Raw genomic sequence first — 16,592 nt, 5'->3', positions numbered from 1 at the left:
AAAAATGAAGAAAGCCTTACTTTTTTTACCGCTTACGGTGCTTTTAGCCGTGGTGTTTTTCTTGGTGATGCAGTTGAAAAATCCTGATGCGGTTTCGCCGAGCGAAGATTGGCGGGGCAAGCCGTTTCCAGAATTTAGCGGGCGGAATTTGTTGGATGCTCACGTTACCTTAAGTAAACAAAGTTTGCCGAAAGAGCCGTTTATTGTGAATGTATGGGCGAGCTGGTGTACTTGGTGCATTAAAGAGTTTCCGCAATTGCTTGAATTAAAAGCAAAAGGCGTAAAAATTGTCGGGCTGACTTATGTGGATAAACCCGATGATGCTCGTGCAGCATTGAAAAAATGGGGCAATCCGTTTGAGCTGATAATTGACGATGCACAGCACGATTTTTTGACACAGACACTGAAAATTAATTCTGCCCCGACAACCTATCTAGTTGATCATAAAGGTATTATTCGTTATCAACAAAAAGGTTACAATCCAAATCTTATCCAAGATTTTAAATTTCGTTTAGATGATCTACGAAAGGAAATACGATGAAACTTGTCAAACAAGCGGTCATTTTAGGGCTATTTTTTGCGATGTCGGCTCAAGCGGAAATGGTTGATACGTTCCAATTTCACTCTGATGCGGAGCGGGTACGGGCGGTGGCGTTGGCGAGATCCTTGCGTTGCCCGCAATGCCAAAATCAGAATTTGGTCGAGTCGAATGCGACCCAAGCCTACAAGCTGCGGTTGGAGGTGTATGAAATGGTCAATCAAGGCAAAAGCAACGAGGAAATTGTGCAGATGATGACCACTCGTTTTGGTGATTTCGTCAATTATCAACCGCCAGTGAATCCGCACACGTGGCTGCTGTGGGGCTTGCCGTTTGGGTTGTTGGCGGTGTTGTTGGCGGCGATTGGCTGGCGTGTAGCAAGGAAAAAACGATGAAACGAGAACAATTAAACGCCTATTTCTATCAGCAAGCGGTCAGATTTGCCGACAATTTTGCAGATCCCGAGCGGGAGGAGTTTCTTTCGGAAACCGCAGACCGACAAGCCTTTGAGCAGGAGCTATTGGCAAAACATCATGTGCAAAATGTTTCGCTAAAACGACCGCTTGTTGCAGGCAGTTTATTGTTGGCGGCAGTGCTGGCAGCGGGCTCCGCATTTTATTGGCAGACGGGGCGTTATCAACAAGTGCAACAAGGCGAGCAAGCATTACAGTCATTTTTGGAACAGAAAGCCGAAGAAAGTAGTGAGCAACGCAACGATCGCTACATTATCAATCTGCAAAATCAGCTCCGCCAAAACGCCAACAATGGTGATTTATGGTTTGAGTTAGGGCAAGCCTATTCACTGAATAACGATTTTGATGCGGCTATGATTTGCTACAACAACGCCTTGAGGGTACTCGGGCGAAAAGCCGCGGTAATCGGAGCGATGGCAACTGCCGAGTATTATCGCAATAAACAGATGCTCTCTCCCCAAGCGAAAGCGTGGATTGACGAAGCTTTGCAGCTTGATCCGAAAGAGAGCTCTAGTTTACTGCTACTCGCCTCCGATGCATTTTTGAATAACAATCCACAGCAGGCTCGTGAGTATTGGTTGCAAGTTTTAGACGGAGAGAACCAAGCTATTGATCGCCGTGAGATTATTCAAAGTATTAAAATGGCAGAGCAAATGAGCCGAGCATTGGATAAGTAAACGATTGCGTTAATGATCCAAATAACAATGCTGCTGAATGCCAAGAGGTAAATTCACTTTTAAATGGGCTAATTTACTTGTGCTAGTGCGATAAATATAAAAGTTTTCGCGATCTTGTTTCACATCTTTCGACAAAATAATGGCGTCATCATATTTCGCTAACACATAATACATTTTGTGATTGACTTCGAGCATATCAAAGTGATAAGTAAAATGGGGTTTAGCGTAACCAAGCAAGAATGCAATAAGCACAAAATAACTATATAAAAAAATCATAATATAGTTTTGCATACGGTTTAAATAACGAGTAATCGTGCGGTAATTTGCATTTTCAAAATAGTTTTCAAGAGCATCTTCAATATATTCTTTAAAGATAACGGTGAAAACAATCACGAGAATGGCATAACTAATAATGAATGAAGAGTGCAGTTTACCAATTAAAATAAAACTGCTCATAACAATAGGTAGCCATAAAATGGCACTAAGCACAAAGGCTCTGAATAGATTTAAGTAGAACTTATTGAGAAAGGGTTTAATTTTACGAACAAGAAATAGACTGAAAACAGAAAAGAGTAATAACGTGAGTGTTGCAAATAAGACATAGCCAATACTTCGAGCAATATTTCCTGTATTAATTTCTACATACCACCATGGATAGCCATAATAATAAGATCGTCCCCATTCATATGCATAGGCAATAGACCAACTGAGAATGACCATAAATGCCATCGAGACGGAAGAAATAATCATATTTCCAACATTTTTTAACATCGCAGCTCCTTCTATAAAAAATTGGGGCGGCAATTGTAATTATTTTTATTTGTTGGCTGGTACGATCTGTTTAAGAAATAAAGTTAAGTGATAAAAAGATAGACGTATTGTTAATTTTTTAGCCAATTTCGCAGGATTTGTTCTCCATATTCAGTAATAAAGGATTCAGGGTGAAATTGTACGCCATAAATGCGTAAAGACGGATGTTTCACTGCCATTAGCACATTTTGATCACAAAATGCGGTGGCAACAAGCGGGGTGTTCAGCAGAGAGTTTTGCGAAATGGCCCATGAATGATAAAGCCCGATATTAAAGGTTTGAGGCAGTGCATCAAACAGTGGGTTAGCACTCGTTTGGGTGAGTAAACGTTGTTGTCCATGGCGAACATTGTTCAAATTATATAATTCCCCACCAAAAAATTCGCAAATGGTTTGATGCCCTAAGCAAACCCCCAAAATAGATTTGGTTTGATGATAACGTTCCAACATTTCAAACAGTTGTGGGTAAGCTCTCGGTACATCCGGCCCCGGGGAAATCATAATGTGGCTGAAGTTTTCTACGGCATCAAGATCTAAATTCTCAACGGATATTACTTCCGTTTTCACACCGATTTTCCGCAGTAAATCGACTAAATTGAAAGTAAAGGAATCGTGATTATCAATCAGCAGTAACATCTTGTTGCTCCTGTTCTGTTGGTTTTTCGGCAATCAATTGTAAACGGTTCGTATCCCAATCGGTTTCAAGCAGTTCCACTCGCGGGAGTACTTGGCTTGCTTTATTTGATAGTTGCTGGAACCGTTCTACTTTACCAACTAGCCCTTGGCGTCCAACTAAGGCGGTGACCGTTTGATTATATTGGTTGCTTGCGGTACTCAGTGTACTGCCCAATTTTGCCAGCCGTTCGGCTATCATACAAACTTGGTTGTAAATATCGCCCGCTTTTTCACTGATTTCTCTGGCTTCTGCATGGCCTCGCTCAATTCGCCATAGGTTCGCCACGGTGCGTAAAATTGGCATTAGTGTGGTATGCGAGACCATAATCACATTGCGTTCATAGCCGTAATTGAACAGTTGTGGATCGTGTTTCATCGCCTCAATATAGGCAGGTTCAATCGGGATAAACATCAATACAAAATCAGGACTTTTAATGCCTATTAGACGGCTATAATTTTTCTTAGACAGCCCATCAATATGGGTTTTTAATGATCGGCAGTGTTCATCAAGCGCTTTTTGAATTGCAAAATGTTCATCGGATCTGACCGCTTGATCATAGGCTAATAGAGAGACTTTACTGTCTAAAATCAAATGTTTTTGGTCAGGAAGTTTCACCACAAAATCAGGTGCAAAGCGTTTACCCTCATCATCACGATAGCTTTCTTGTGCAACATAGTGGTCACCAGCTAGCAATCCCGCCATTTGCAACGCACTTTCTAACTGAATTTCGCCCCAGTTACCTGCGACTTTATTGTTACCTTTTAGGGCAGTAGTCAGATTTTGTGCTTCTTGTGACATCGATAAGCCAATCTCCAGTACGCGTTTAATTTCAGCTTCTAAGTTGGCATTGCCTTTAATCGCTTCTGAATGGACTTCATTCACCCGCTTTTGGAACCCTTCAATCTGTTCTTTGAACGGTTTTAGCAATAAATCCAATGCCGATTGATTGGTTTGAGCAAAGGATTTGCTTTTCTCGTCCAAAATTTGTTGAGCTAAATGTTGAAATTCCACATTGAGTTGCTGGCGAACCTCAACAAAATTCTGCTGTTGCTGCTCAAAATTTGCCTGTTTTTCCGCAAGAGTCGTGCGAAGTTCCGCAACATCTTGTTGCACTTTAGAAAGCTGTTGTTGTAGCGTTTGATTTTCTTTTTCTTTTAAATTCAACTGGTTATTTTTAGTGTGCAGCTGCTCATCTAAACTCTCGGCTTTTGCCTGAGCCGCACCTACTCGTTCTTTCAACTCATTGATGTAACCTTCTAACTGGTTTTCTTGATTTTCTGCGAGTGTGATCTTTTGCTGTAGTTGAGCAATGGTGGAATCACGTTCATTTAACCGCTCTAAAGTCGATTCCGCTCGAGTTTGCTGTTGAATGGCAAATTGTTCAATTTGCCTGTTTTCTGCAGAAAGTTGTTCATATCTGTGCTGAACGTGCTGCCAATTTTGCTGATGTTTTGATTGCAGAAAAAACAGAAAAATAACTAAGCAACTCAATATTGCTAACGTCACATAGAACCAAATGTCTTCAATAACCATAGTCTAAATATACTGTAAAAAATTATAGGTATTTTACACATTTCAACTCAGTGAGAGAAGTGCAAGCGGTCAGTTCCGCCGAATTTTTTGCGAATGAAAAGGCTGAATGGGTGAACATTCAGCCTTGTTGGTATATAACCAGCCTTGACTATAAGGAGGAGTTCATCTTGCTATTTTTATTACGCTTTCGGTTTAATTATCGCATAACATACGCCAGTCACCAGTGAGCCAACGGCAATCACGCCTAAGTAAAGCAACGGATCTGACACAAATGGAATGACGAATAAACCACCATGTGGAGCCTGTAGGCTGATACCTAGACCAAGTGAAAGTGCACCTGCGGTTGCACCGCCTAGGATCGACGAGGCAATCACACGCACTGGATCAGCCGCCACGAACGGCAACGCCCCTTCAGAGATAAAGCACAGACCAAGCACGAACGATGCTTTTCCTGCGTCACGTTGGTTGGTGGTAAATTTTTTGCGAGCGATCCAAGTGGCAATTGCCATGCCAATCGGTGGCACCATACCAGCCGCCATTGCCGCAGCCATCGGGGTATTTACGCTTGATGCTAACATGCCTACCGAGAAGGTGTACGCCGCTTTGTTCACGGGGCCGCCCATATCAGTACACATCATTACGCCTAAAATAATACCAAGTACAACTGCATTTATGTCGCTCATGGATTTCAACCAGCTCGACAAGGATTCCATAATCGCTGCCACAGGCGGGTTGATGATATAAACCATTGCCAAACCAACGATTAAGCTGCCAAATAGCGGTAAAATCAAAATCGGTTTAAGTGAGGCGAGACTTGGCGAGAGCTGGATTTTGTCGTTCAAAAATTTCACCACATAACCAGCGAGAAAACCCGCGATAATACCACCTAAAATCCCTGCACCAGCGTTCGTTGCCAACATACCGCCAATCAAGCCAACGGCTAACCCTGGGCGATCGGCAATAGAGAACGCCACATAACCCGCAAAGACTGCAATCATCAAGTGGAACGCCGCACCGCCACCGATGTCCATCAAGGCTTTCGGTAAGCCACCTGCGATAGTATCGTCTTTGAAGGCTTCAATACCGAACATAAAGGACATGGCGATCAGTAATCCACCAGCTACCACCAGCGGCAACATATGCGATACGCCCGTCATCAAGTGCTTATAGATGCCTTTGCGTTCGCCTTTCGTGTTTTCCACTGCGGCTTTGCTTTCACTCTTACCGCCCGTGTAAACAGTGGCTTGTTTGAAGGCTTTATCAAACTCTTGAGCCGTTTTCTTCAGGGCTAAACCTGTGGACGTGCGGTACATCGGCTTGCCTTCAAATTTGCTCAAATCTACATCAATATCGGCTGCCACGAAGACTAAATCAGCCGCTGCCACCTCTTCAGGCGTGATCAAATTGCCCACGCCCACTTGCCCACGGGTTTCCACTTTCACGTTCCAGCCCTGCGTTTGTGCGTAAGTGGCAATCGCTTCGGCAGACATAAAGGTGTGTGCCACGCCTGTTGGACAAGCGGTGACCGCCACGATATTTTTTACGCCAGCGTCTTTACTCGCCGCCACGGTGGTGGCATTTGCAAATGTTTTGCTGGAACTGACCGCTTGTTGTAGCACTGCTTCTGGCTGGGTAAAGGCGTGCTCAAGGCTCACCACCGCTCCTTGCTTACCTACCACATTTGCTGGCACTTGCTCATCAAACAGCACGACAAAATCCGCTTGCTCAATGGCAACGACGTGATGCCCTTGCTGTTTGGCGGCGGCGGTTAGCACTTCATTCACAAGGAAAGCTCTCGCTTTGCCAAGCTGTGCTGGGAAGATAAATGACATGTTCATTGTTGGTTCCTATATAAAATGGTTGTTTGGTATTGTTTTGTGTAAGGACATACAGGTTTGCCCTACAAATCTTTTGGAAATCAAGCGATTATCTTGATCTGAACGTGATCCAAAATATGTGCTAATGCCGCCCGATCACTCACGCCCACATTACTTTGTGAAACGGCAAGGGCGGAGATGGCACTGGCGAATTTGAGGGTGTTCGCTTTGTTCCAGCCTTGCGAGAGGCCGTAGATCAACCCCGCAACCATAGAATCGCCAGCCCCTACGGTGCTGACTACATTCTCGCAACGGGGTGGCTGAGCTTGGAGTACGCCTTCGCTATTGAGCCAGAGCGAGCCTTTTTCCCCCATTGAGACGATCACATTTTCAATTCCTTTTTCTCGTAATTGTTGAGCGGCGGCGATGATCTCGTCTAGCGTTTCCAATGGGCGACCCGCCCAAACTTCAAGTTCTCGGCGGTTAGGTTTTACTAACCAAGGCTGTGCTTTTAAGCCGTAAGTGAGTGCTGCGTTGCTGCTGTCGAGTACTACTTTCAAACCTTGATCTTTTAAGGATTGCAACCAGTCGGCGAACTGTTCAGGAGTGACACCACGAGGCAATGAGCCGCATACAGCGACTAAATCAAACTGGGTATGCCAACGCTGAGACAGTGCAGTGAATTTTCGCCAACTGTTTGTACAGACCTCAAAACCCAAAAAGTTGAGATCCGTTACGTCCGCTTCAGTTTCGGTGATTTTGACGTTGATCCGCGTTTTGCCGTCAATGCGATAAAACTGATCGTCTAAGCCATTCTTTTGGAAGGCTTGCACAAAGTCTCCTTGATTTTGCTCGCCTAAAAAGCCTGTTACGCTCAAATGTACGCCCAAATCTGCCAATACTTTGGCGACATTGATGCCCTTGCCCGCAGGATAAATGCCGAGCGTTTCCACTGTGTTCACTTCACCGATTTCAATCCGAGCGAGCCGCCCGACCAAATCAAAGGCTGGGTTGAGCGTCACGGTGGCGATGCGTAATTGTTGTGCCATTGCTATTCCCCTAAGCCATTCGCAATCGCTGCACCAATGCCGTCCAAGGCTTGTTGGGCTTGTTCGCCCGTTGCCACGAAACGAAGACGATGCCCTTTTTGCACGCCCAACGCCACAATTTTCATCAAACTTTTGGCACTCACAAGTGGACTTTCTCGGTCTACATTTTGCACTTGAATGGTGGCGTTGTATTTCTTCACTTCATTGACCAACACCGCACTTGGACGGGCATGCAAGCCGTGTTCATTTTTTATTGTGAAGGTCGCTTCGAATTCGCCCGTCACTTCAGGCGAAGCATTTGCAAAATGTTGCTCAGAACTGACCGCTTGTGCCGCTGCTTCGCCTTGGAGAAGAGTGAGGATTTTTTCGGTTGGTGCGATAGTGAGCTGTTGACGGAATGCTGTTTTGGTGAGTTTGGCAAGTTGTGGTTGCAAACTATTGTCCGTTGCCGCCACAGTGATCAGGGTTTTGCCTTGCGGATTACGAGCGACCGCAATACCGTTGGCTAGGTTGCCTTTGGCACTGTCGATAACATAGAGATTATTGCCGAGAGAAAGCGGAGCATGACTGATAACATCACTCACAAAAGTTTGATTAGCATAGCCTTTCTCCTGCAAAGCCGCGGCGTTAATCGCAGAAAGTGTGAGTAAGCTGTCGCTTTGAATATTGAGAGAAATGAGGTCTTGAGAAAGGGGAGGAAGTTGTGATTTGCCACTGAGTAGGGTGATAAACTGGTCGAGATCTTGCGTCTTAGCGAGAGTTTCTACTACCTGCTCATCGCCTAAAATCGCCGTGAGCTGACGCAATAAATCCAAATGTTCATCGGATTTCGCTGCAATGCCAATCACCACATAAGCGGTATTGCCTTCACCCCATTCTACACCGTTCGGGAATTGCAGCACTTGCACACCAGTATTTTGCACTAAATGGCGAGTGTCTAGTGTACCGTGGGGAATCGCAATGCCATTACCTAAAAAGGTTGAGGTCTGCGTTTCACGAGCTAACATGCCAGTTTCGTAACCTGCCGCCACATTGCCATTTGCTACTAAGCCTTCTGCCACAAGGCGAATTGCCTGATGCTTATCGCTAGCCGAGACATTTAACCGAACATTTTGAGACGATAAATTTAGCATTTAAACTCCTTATGAATTTAATTTGAGAAATAAAGTAATTGTATGAATTGTACTCTATTTTGTTGCTAAAACGATCTAGCAACTCCAAAAAATATAAAAAAAATCCCATTTTGTGATCAATCTCACAAAATGGGATTTAAAAAGAGAGAAATTGGTTATTTCATAATGTCACTTGGGCTGAAAAAATAGGCAATTTCTCGTTTTGCTGAGTTTTCTGAATCAGAACCATGCACCGAATTTTCTCGATAACTCAACGCATAGCGGTCACGAATAGTGCCTTTTTCGCGTTTTTCAGGATCCGTCGCACCCATCAATGTGCGATAGCGTTCAATCGCGTTTTCTCCTTCAATCACTGTCACCACGATAGGTCCAGACATCATAAATTCGACCAATGGTTCAAAAAATGGCTTACCTTGATGCTCCGCATAAAACCCTTCCGCTTGGGCTTGGTTTAATTGCACCATTTTTAACCCTTTGATTTTGAAATTATTCTGTTCAAGAACCGCTAAAATTTCCCCCACCAGATTGCGTTTAGTCGCATCGGGTTTAATGATTGAAAGTGTTTGTTGGATCATAATTTTTCCTTAGTTTTTATTCTTTCGATGGCATCACGACTAATTTGACGATCTTCACTCTTGGTCATCGCAAAGCTTTTCTTGCCTAACTCTTTGAGCGAAGCACCCATGTGAAAAACCATTGTCCACTTATTTCACCTGCATTCCAGCAGTCACACCTGCATCTGCAGAGAGCAAGAACAAGTCGCTACCGCCGGTGCCTGCGGATAAAATCATACCTTCCGACATACCGAACGACATTTTGCGTGGGACGAGGTTGGCGATCATGATCACAAAGCGGCCTTCTAAGTCTTCAGGTTGATTGTAAGCGGCTTTGATGCCTGAGAACACTTGGCGGGTATGATCGCCTAAATCGAGTTCAAAGCGGAGCAATTTGTCTGATTTCGGCACCGCTTCGCATTTCAAGACTTTGGCGACACGCAAATCGAGTTTGGCAAAGTCGTCAATGGTGATTTCAGGGGCGATTGGTTCAACTTTGGTTTCGCAAGCGGTCATTTCCTTTCCTTTTTTTGCAATTTCAGCTTTGTTCGCTTCAGCAAACAAGGCTTTGGTTTCGTCAATCACGGCATCGATCTGTTTTTTATCTAAGCGTGAGAACAACGCTTTGAACGGAGCAATGTTGTGGTTAAATAATGGTGTATCGATATTATCCCAACGCAATTCGGTTTGTAAGAAGCTTTCCGTTTTGGTGGCAAGATGTGGCATAACGGGTTTCAAATAGCTCATTAACACACGGAACATTTCCAAGCCCATTGAGCAAACCGCTTGTAATTCAGCATCTTTACCTGCTTCTTTGGCGATCACCCACGGGGCTTTATCGTCAATGTATTTGTTAGCTTTGTCGGCTAACGCCATGATTTCACGGATCGCTTTGTTAAATTCACGGCTTTCGTAATAAGCGGCGATTTGCTCCGATTGTGCGGTAAATTCGCCGAAAAGCTGCGGATCATCGAGTTCAGCCGCCAATTTTCCTTCAAAGCGTTTATTGATGAAACCTGCGGTACGAGAGGCAAGATTCACCAGTTTATTTACGATGTCACTGTTCACTCGTTGTACGAAATCTTCAAGGCTGAAGTCGAGATCTTCAATGCGGTTATTCAATTTTGCCGTATAGTAGTAACGCAAACATTCGGGATCGAGATGTTTGAGATAGGTGCTGGCTTGGATGAAGGTACCACGGGACTTCGACATTTTTTGACCATCCACAGTCACATAACCATGGGCGAAGACATTGGTTGGTTTGCGGTAGCCGCTGCCTTCCAACATCGCTGGCCAGAACAAGCTGTGGAAATAAACGATGTCTTTGCCGATGAAGTGGTAAAGTTCGGTTTTGGAATCTTTGTGCCAGAACTCATCAAAATTCAGCCCTGTGCGATCGCATAGATTTTTGAACGACGCCATATAGCCGATCGGTGCATCAAGCCATACATAGAAGAATTTATTTTCCGCGTCAGGAATTTCAAAACCGAAGTAAGGTGCATCACGGCTGATGTCCCATTGTTGCAAGCCACTTTCAAACCACTCTTGCATTTTGTTGGCGATTTCTGGCTGTAATGAGCCTGAACGTGTCCATTCTTTTAACATCCCTTCAAAACTAGGTAAGTCAAAGAAGAAATGTTCTGATTCTTTCACCACGGGTGTTGCCCCCGAAACGGCTGAACGTGGATTGATTAAATCCATTGGGCTGTAAGTGGAAGCACACACTTCACAGTTGTCGCCATATTGATCTTCTGCTTTACATTTCGGGCAAGTGCCTTTTACAAAACGATCTGGCAAAAACATGTTTTTTTCAGGATCGAACAGTTGTGAAATGACTTTACTTTTAATAAAACCGTTTGATTTCAAAGTGTTGTAAATGCTACGTGTGATTTCACGATTTTCTTCGCTGTGGGTGGAGTGGTAGTTATCAAAACTGATATTAAATCCCGCAAAGTCGGCAATGTGGTCGGCTTTGGCTTTTTCGATTAACTGTTCTGGTGTGATGCCAAGTTTGTCGGCATTGAGCATAATCGGCGTGCCGTGGGCATCATCGGCACAAACAAAATGTACTTGGTTACCACGCATCCGCTGAAAACGTACCCAAATATCCGCTTGAATATGTTCGAGCATATGCCCTAAATGGATTGCCCCGTTTGCATATGGTAGGGCACAAGTCACTAAAATTTTACGTTGTTGATTCGACATTTTTTATTCCGTTCATCAAAGCTAAAATGGCTGAATTGTAACGGAAATGGCAGGGATTGTGTAGGGAAAGCGGCAACAAGCGGTGAGATTTATAGAAAGTTTTGCAAATTTGCAAAACTTTCTACGGAAGTGACCGCTTGTAGGGGGGATTAGCGGAACAGATTGCGTCCTTTTGTAGCACGATTGCGTTTGAACTGGCTTATGGCGACAACAATCAAAATCACAAGGTAAGTCGCAAAAATGCCAATCAACCATTGCGGCATACTTAGCTCAAAGAGTTTCCAAGTGATTTTGGCACAATCCACACTTGTGGCTTCAAAGAGGTTTGGAAACCATTTATTTAGCGGTAATGTTTCGGGGAATTCTACAAACGGTGAACATTGGTTCCACGGTGCGGGATGCAGCTGGTAATCAGTATGTTTGAGGGCTAAATTTAACCCTTTAATGGCACCGAACAGACCGATCAAAATGGCAATCCAACGCACCAATGCAGAACGGGGAGCAAGAAAGCCTATCAGCCCTGAAACGAGAATAGCAAACAGTGCTAAACGTTCATAAATGCACATCACACAAGGGTTTAACCCCATTCCATGTTGGAAATAAAGTGCAATGCCTTCTAAAACAGCACAACTTAACGCAAGCAATAACCATGCCCCACGACGAAGAGAAAGTGCTTTAAAAAAGTGCAACATAGTGATCCTTAGCGGAGAATAATCCAGCCCCAATCAAGTAATAGATGCGTAATTGGTGTAAGTAAGAATTCCATTGTGACAAAGCCAACCACGGATAAGACGATGGTGTAAGGCAACGCCATATAAACCATTCTGCCATAAGATAAGCGAATCAATGGAGCAAATGAGGACGTGAGTAAGAACAAGAATGCAGCTTGTCCGTTTGGCGTAGCAACAGAAGGCAAGTTTGTTCCTGTATTGATTGCAACCGCAATGAGATCGAACTGACTACGATCAATCGCACTTGATGCCAGGGCTTCTTTGGCTTCGTTGATGTAAACAGTACCGACGAAGACGTTATCTGAAATGGCAGAGAGTAAACCATTGAAAATGTAGAACAGGGCAAGTTGCGACTCCTGTTCGGCGGATAACACAAAGCGGATAATTGGCTCAAACAGTTTTAAATCAATAATGACAGCAACCACGGAAAAGAACACGACCAATAATGCGGTAAATGGCAAGGACTCTTGGAAGGCTTTACCGATAGCGTGTTCATCGGTGATGCCACAGAAGGCGGTACAAATAATGATGATGGTTAAACCGATAATTCCAACGTCAGCTAAATGTAACGCTAAACCAATAATTAACCACACACCAGCAATCGCTTGGACAGCAAGTTTCAAGCGATCCTGATTAGTCATTTTCTTCTCTTTTTGAATGTTGTACTGAGCAAGAACAATCCAAACTTTACGAGGTAAACGATCTCCATAACCAAATAGTTTATATTTTTCAAGTAAGTAGCACGTTGTGATACCACAGATAAGAACAGGAATACTGATTGGTGCAACCCGTAAGAAGAATTCGCCAAAGCTCCATTCTGCTTGGGCGGCAATGATTAAGTTCTGAGGTTCTCCAACCATCGTCATCACACCGCCTAATGCACTACCAACGCCTGCGTGCATAAGCAAACTACGTAGAAAACCACGGAACTGTTCTAAAATCTGTTTGTTATTCTCAATTTTCTCATCATTCGTGATATCGGTAGAGTCTTCGAAACTATTGCCCGATGCAACTTTGTGATAGACACCATAAAAACCAACGCCAACACTAATAATGACGGCAATAACTGTTAAGGCATCAAGGAATGCGGAGAGAAAAGCAGAGCTAAGACAAAATGCAAGAGAGAGAATTTTTTTGGAATGAATTGCGATAATGAGTTTAGTGAAGAGATAAAGTAGCAATTGTTTCATAAAGTAAATGCCTGCTACCATAAACATCAGAAGCAGAATAACATCAAAGTTTGCCATAATCTCTTGTTTGATGTGGTGAGGGCTTGTCATGCCAATTACGACAGCTTCAATCGCCAGTAATCCACCGGGTTGAAGAGGGTAGCATTTTAACGCCATCGCAAGGGTAAAAATAAACTCTGCGACTAATACCCAACCGGCAACAAATGGACTAATAAAGAAATAGATCAACGGATTAATGATTAAGAACGCTAAAATCGCCACTTTGTACCATTCTGGCGTATGGCCTAGAAAATTTTTAAAGAAAGCTTCAGAATGTTTCATAGATTATGATTTTTCAGACAAGATAAAAATGGTGAGATTGTAATATACTTTGGATTGAACGATAATATAGAAAAACATAATTTTCGTGTAGTAAATTTGATTTTTGATAACTAAGTCACATTTTAGTCACAATGTATGGAGTTTTGCTTCACCTTGGTGGGATAACATAAATGGAAAAATCAGAGATTTTAAAAGCTCAAAGTCCGGCGGCATTGGCAGAAGAATACATTGTCAAGAGCATTTGGAATAATCATTTCCCTGCGGGGTCAGATTTGCCCGCTGAACGTGAATTAGCGGATATTATTGGGGTAACTCGTACAACGTTGCGTGAGGTCTTACAGCGTTTAGCTCGAGATGGTTGGTTAAATATTCAACACGGGAAGCCAACCCGAGTGAATAACGTCTGGGAAACCGCTGGGCCTAACATTATCGAAACAATGATTAAGCTAGATCGCTCAACGATTCCGATGATTATTGCTAATGTTGTGTCGCTTCGTACTCGAATGGGGGAGTATTATATTCCGGAAGCCATTCGTTTAGATGCCACAAAATCATTGGGGTTGTTTGCGGAATTAGAGCGTTTAGAAGACAATGCAAAAGCCTATGCCGAGTTTGATTACAATCTTTACCGCAGTTTTACCTTTGTGGCAGAAAAGCCTATTTATGGCTTAATTTTGAACAGCTTTAAAGATCTTTATCATCAAATTGCATCTCTATTTTTCTCTGATGCAACGTCTCGTCAGCTCACTCGCCATTTCTATCATCAACTGAAAGCCGCCTGTGAACAAAAAAATTATCATATCGCGGTGGATTGTATGGCAGAGAATCGGCAACGCAGTACGGTAATTTGGAGTGAGATGTTGAAAAACTTACCTGAAAATTTACAGTTTTAAGTCAAGCCTCCTTTTCTATCTAGTGCAAGCATTCGCTTGCACTTCTTTTTTCTCCTTTCTACTCTTTTTTAGATTTGTAAAAAATTGTTCGGAACTGACCGCTTGCTAATGTGCATAAATGAACAAACTGCTTGCCCGTCTAAACCTAAACGGATAAAATTTGTCTATTTTAGTGGTGAAAAGTGGTGTTTTGTGGTGAAAAATAGTAATCACAGATGAAATCATTTTTAAATCAATGGGTTATTTTCAAAAGGCATGAGCTATGTTTCGTGGTGCGGCATCAATCAGTTTAGATAGCAAAGGGCGGTTGGCGATCCCAACTCGCTACCGCAAGGCATTGATCGAAAATCACCAAAGCACTTTGATTTGCACCGTTGATATTCGTCAGCCTTGCTTGCTCTTGTATCCACTGCATGAATGGGAAGTTGTTGAGCAGAAACTGCTGGCACTTTCTAATTTTGATCCAACCCAACGCCGAATTCAGCGCGTCATGCAAGGTTTTGCCACTGAATGTGAAATGGATTCTGCAGGGCGAATTTTACTCAGCCCAGTGCTTCGCCAACATGCACAGCTTGAACAACAGATTATGTTAGTTGGGCAGCTCAACAAATTTGAAATTTGGCAAGAAAAACAGTGGCAAGCACAAATTGCGGAAGATCTTGCTCTTGGTAGCTCCGCTGAATTGCTGGATTGCGAAGCCCTAAAAAATCTCTCTTTATAATTTAATTAAACGGAAAGTAATAATGACAGACGCTCCCAAACATATCACCGTGTTACTCAACGAAGCCGTTGATGGCTTGGCACTCAAGCCAAATGGCATTTATATTGATGGCACTTTTGGTCGTGGGGGACATTCACGTTTAATTCTTAGCAAACTTGGTGCAAACGGTCGTTTAATTGCAATTGATCGCGATCCACGTGCGATTGCCGAAGCCAACACCATTTCCGATTCTCGTTTTCAAATCGTCCATTCGGCGTTTTCCGCTATTCCTGAAATTTGTGAGAAATTAGGTTTAGTTGGCAAAATTGATGGAATTTTGCTCGATCTTGGTGTTTCTTCCCCACAACTTGACGAAGCAGAGCGTGGCTTTAGTTTTATGCGAGATGGACCGCTTGATATGCGAATGGATACGACTAAAGGCTTGTCAGCAGCAGAATGGCTGGCTCAAGTCACCGCTGATGATTTAGCGTGGGTGTTGAAAACATTTGGTGAAGAACGTTTTGCCAAACGCATCGCACAAGCGGTCGTTTCCCACAATAAATTTGCAAATCCCAAAATTTCTCGCACGTTGGAATTGGCGAAAATCATCGAAGAAGCAGTGCCGTTTAAAGATAAGTACAAGCACCCTGCAACCCGTTCATTCCAAGCGATCCGCATTTTTATCAACAGTGAGTTAGATGAACTGGAGAAGGCGTTAAATTCTGCGTTAAGTGTTTTAGCTCCGCAAGGGAGACTGTCGATCATCAGTTTCCATTCTCTTGAAGATCGTATGGTCAAGCAATTCATGCGTAAACAAAGCAAAGGCGAAGCCGTGCCGAAAGGTTTGCCGATTTTAGAAAGCGAGTTAAACAAAAATATTCCGCTAAAAACCATCGGTAAGGCGATGATGCCAACAGATGCGGAAATTCAAGCTAACCCACGCTCACGTAGTGCGGTGTTGCGAGTTGCGGAGAAACGCTAATGTCGAATGAACGCTATCCACTACGCCAAGTGATTTTAGACGATTTAACTAATCACAATAAAGTGGCTCTCCTGTTGTTATTTTTGGTGATTCTTTCCGCAGTTGCAACGGTTTGGATAACACATCAAACCCGTTTATTGACGAGCGAACAAAGTAAATTGACGGTGGCGAATCAGAAATTAGAAAACCAATACATTCATTTGCAATTAGAAGAAAATTCCCAAAGCCAAAAATCACGAGTGGAAGCCGTTGCGGAGAAATTGGGATTGCAAGGAACAAAAAAAGAGCAAGAAGTGATTTTAGTGAGATAA

16 protein-coding genes and 1 pseudogene are annotated in these 16,592 nt (G+C 43.3%); 7 read left to right on the top strand and 10 right to left on the bottom strand.

What is annotated here, in order from left to right; all coding sequences use genetic code 11:
- Positions 1 to 4 precede the first annotated feature (4 nt).
- Genes A4G17_RS00490 through A4G17_RS00480 form a run of 3 tightly spaced genes read left to right on the top strand, consistent with a single transcriptional unit; the run spans position 5 to position 1,688 of the window.
- Positions 5 to 541 carry a redoxin family protein gene (locus A4G17_RS00490; RefSeq protein ID WP_123955585.1) on the top strand — a complete coding sequence of 179 codons (537 nt, stop codon included), beginning with the start codon at positions 5 to 7 and terminating at the stop codon, positions 539 to 541.
- A complete protein-coding gene (gene nrfF / locus A4G17_RS00485) occupies positions 538 to 933 on the top strand; it encodes a heme lyase NrfEFG subunit NrfF (protein WP_123955586.1) in 396 nt (131 codons plus the stop codon). Before A4G17_RS00490 ends, nrfF begins: the two co-directional genes overlap by 4 nt.
- On the top strand, positions 930 to 1,688 hold the full coding sequence (locus tag A4G17_RS00480) for a TPR domain-containing protein (RefSeq protein ID WP_123955587.1): 759 nt from the start codon (positions 930 to 932) through the stop codon (positions 1,686 to 1,688). The genes nrfF and A4G17_RS00480 overlap by 4 nt, the downstream gene beginning before the upstream one ends.
- A 9-nt stretch (positions 1,689 to 1,697) precedes the next feature.
- Here A4G17_RS00480 and A4G17_RS00475 read toward each other — a convergent pair whose 3' ends face one another.
- From A4G17_RS00475 to nhaB, 10 genes and pseudogenes are all read right to left on the bottom strand, one after another.
- A complete protein-coding gene (locus A4G17_RS00475; protein WP_123955588.1) occupies positions 1,698 to 2,459 on the bottom strand; it encodes a hypothetical protein in 762 nt (253 codons plus the stop codon).
- 110 nt (positions 2,460 to 2,569) lie between these two features.
- Positions 2,570 to 3,133 carry an anthranilate synthase component II gene (locus tag A4G17_RS00470; protein ID WP_123955589.1) on the bottom strand — a complete coding sequence of 188 codons (564 nt, stop codon included), beginning with the start codon at positions 3,131 to 3,133 and terminating at the stop codon, positions 2,570 to 2,572.
- Positions 3,117 to 4,706: a DNA recombination protein RmuC gene (locus A4G17_RS00465; protein WP_123955590.1), complete on the bottom strand. Its 1,590-nt coding sequence runs from the start codon at positions 4,704 to 4,706 to the stop codon at positions 3,117 to 3,119. The genes A4G17_RS00470 and A4G17_RS00465 overlap by 17 nt, the downstream gene beginning before the upstream one ends.
- 179 nt (positions 4,707 to 4,885) lie before the next feature.
- Complete coding sequence (locus tag A4G17_RS00460) at positions 4,886 to 6,544, bottom strand: fructose-specific PTS transporter subunit EIIC (RefSeq protein ID WP_123955591.1); 1,659 nt, start codon at positions 6,542 to 6,544, stop codon at positions 4,886 to 4,888.
- Between the two features lie 80 nt (positions 6,545 to 6,624).
- Entirely contained in the window at positions 6,625 to 7,572 is a 948-nt protein-coding gene (fruK, locus tag A4G17_RS00455) for a 1-phosphofructokinase (RefSeq protein WP_123955592.1), read from the bottom strand.
- A 5-nt stretch (positions 7,573 to 7,577) separates the two neighbouring features.
- Positions 7,578 to 8,705 (bottom strand): annotated as a pseudogene (fruB, locus tag A4G17_RS00450) (fused PTS fructose transporter subunit IIA/HPr protein); the annotation flags it as partial.
- A 155-nt stretch (positions 8,706 to 8,860) separates the two neighbouring features.
- Positions 8,861 to 9,280 (bottom strand): nucleoside-diphosphate kinase, encoded by a 420-nt coding sequence (gene ndk / locus A4G17_RS00445; RefSeq protein ID WP_123955594.1) that lies wholly within the window; start codon positions 9,278 to 9,280, stop codon positions 8,861 to 8,863.
- Positions 9,281 to 9,409: 129 nt separating this feature from the next.
- Positions 9,410 to 11,464, bottom strand: coding sequence for a methionine--tRNA ligase (metG, locus tag A4G17_RS00440; RefSeq protein ID WP_123955595.1), 2,055 nt, complete (start codon positions 11,462 to 11,464; stop codon positions 9,410 to 9,412).
- Between the two features lie 149 nt (positions 11,465 to 11,613).
- The gene (gene dsbB / locus A4G17_RS00435; RefSeq protein WP_123955596.1) at positions 11,614 to 12,156 is read right to left on the bottom strand and encodes a disulfide bond formation protein DsbB; all 543 of its coding nucleotides are present in this window, start codon (positions 12,154 to 12,156) and stop codon (positions 11,614 to 11,616) included.
- Positions 12,157 to 12,164: 8 nt separating this feature from the next.
- The gene (gene nhaB / locus A4G17_RS00430) at positions 12,165 to 13,706 is read right to left on the bottom strand and encodes a sodium/proton antiporter NhaB (protein ID WP_123955597.1); all 1,542 of its coding nucleotides are present in this window, start codon (positions 13,704 to 13,706) and stop codon (positions 12,165 to 12,167) included.
- A gap of 170 nt (positions 13,707 to 13,876) precedes the next feature.
- On the opposite strand from nhaB, the gene fadR reads away from it, so the two are divergent.
- From fadR to ftsL, 4 genes are all read left to right on the top strand, one after another.
- Positions 13,877 to 14,599, top strand: coding sequence for a fatty acid metabolism transcriptional regulator FadR (gene fadR / locus A4G17_RS00425; protein ID WP_123955598.1), 723 nt, complete (start codon positions 13,877 to 13,879; stop codon positions 14,597 to 14,599).
- Positions 14,600 to 14,861: 262 nt separating this feature from the next.
- Entirely contained in the window at positions 14,862 to 15,320 is a 459-nt protein-coding gene (gene mraZ, locus A4G17_RS00420) for a division/cell wall cluster transcriptional repressor MraZ (protein ID WP_123955599.1), read from the top strand.
- A gap of 22 nt (positions 15,321 to 15,342) precedes the next feature.
- Positions 15,343 to 16,281: a 16S rRNA (cytosine(1402)-N(4))-methyltransferase RsmH gene (rsmH, locus tag A4G17_RS00415; protein ID WP_123955600.1), complete on the top strand. Its 939-nt coding sequence runs from the start codon at positions 15,343 to 15,345 to the stop codon at positions 16,279 to 16,281.
- A complete protein-coding gene (gene ftsL, locus A4G17_RS00410; RefSeq protein WP_123955601.1) occupies positions 16,281 to 16,592 on the top strand; it encodes a cell division protein FtsL in 312 nt (103 codons plus the stop codon). The genes rsmH and ftsL overlap by 1 nt, the downstream gene beginning before the upstream one ends.

The sequence above is a fragment of the Frederiksenia canicola genome (genome assembly GCF_011455495.1).
Lineage (GTDB): Bacteria > Pseudomonadota > Gammaproteobacteria > Enterobacterales > Pasteurellaceae > Frederiksenia > Frederiksenia canicola.
The sequence above is the reverse complement of the archived record's forward strand: the minus strand, read 5'-3'. Positions and strand labels throughout refer to the sequence as shown.

Bases quoted from the DNA above. Each gene is read 5' to 3' on its own strand.
- A4G17_RS00490 (WP_123955585.1), top strand. From the start codon at position 5: ATGAAGAAAGCCTTACTTTTTTTACCGCTTACGGTGCTTTTAGCCGTG.
- nrfF (WP_123955586.1), top strand. From the start codon at position 538: ATGAAACTTGTCAAACAAGCGGTCATTTTAGGGCTATTTTTTGCGATG.
- A4G17_RS00480 (WP_123955587.1), top strand. From the start codon at position 930: ATGAAACGAGAACAATTAAACGCCTATTTCTATCAGCAAGCGGTCAGA.
- A4G17_RS00475 (WP_123955588.1), bottom strand. From the start codon at position 2,459: ATGTTAAAAAATGTTGGAAATATGATTATTTCTTCCGTCTCGATGGCA.
- A4G17_RS00470 (WP_123955589.1), bottom strand. From the start codon at position 3,133: ATGTTACTGCTGATTGATAATCACGATTCCTTTACTTTCAATTTAGTC.
- A4G17_RS00465 (WP_123955590.1), bottom strand. From the start codon at position 4,706: ATGGTTATTGAAGACATTTGGTTCTATGTGACGTTAGCAATATTGAGT.
- A4G17_RS00460 (WP_123955591.1), bottom strand. From the start codon at position 6,544: ATGAACATGTCATTTATCTTCCCAGCACAGCTTGGCAAAGCGAGAGCT.
- fruK (WP_123955592.1), bottom strand. From the start codon at position 7,572: ATGGCACAACAATTACGCATCGCCACCGTGACGCTCAACCCAGCCTTT.
- ndk (WP_123955594.1), bottom strand. From the start codon at position 9,280: ATGATCCAACAAACACTTTCAATCATTAAACCCGATGCGACTAAACGC.
- metG (WP_123955595.1), bottom strand. From the start codon at position 11,464: ATGTCGAATCAACAACGTAAAATTTTAGTGACTTGTGCCCTACCATAT.
- dsbB (WP_123955596.1), bottom strand. From the start codon at position 12,156: ATGTTGCACTTTTTTAAAGCACTTTCTCTTCGTCGTGGGGCATGGTTA.
- nhaB (WP_123955597.1), bottom strand. From the start codon at position 13,706: ATGAAACATTCTGAAGCTTTCTTTAAAAATTTTCTAGGCCATACGCCA.
- fadR (WP_123955598.1), top strand. From the start codon at position 13,877: ATGGAAAAATCAGAGATTTTAAAAGCTCAAAGTCCGGCGGCATTGGCA.
- mraZ (WP_123955599.1), top strand. From the start codon at position 14,862: ATGTTTCGTGGTGCGGCATCAATCAGTTTAGATAGCAAAGGGCGGTTG.
- rsmH (WP_123955600.1), top strand. From the start codon at position 15,343: ATGACAGACGCTCCCAAACATATCACCGTGTTACTCAACGAAGCCGTT.
- ftsL (WP_123955601.1), top strand. From the start codon at position 16,281: ATGTCGAATGAACGCTATCCACTACGCCAAGTGATTTTAGACGATTTA.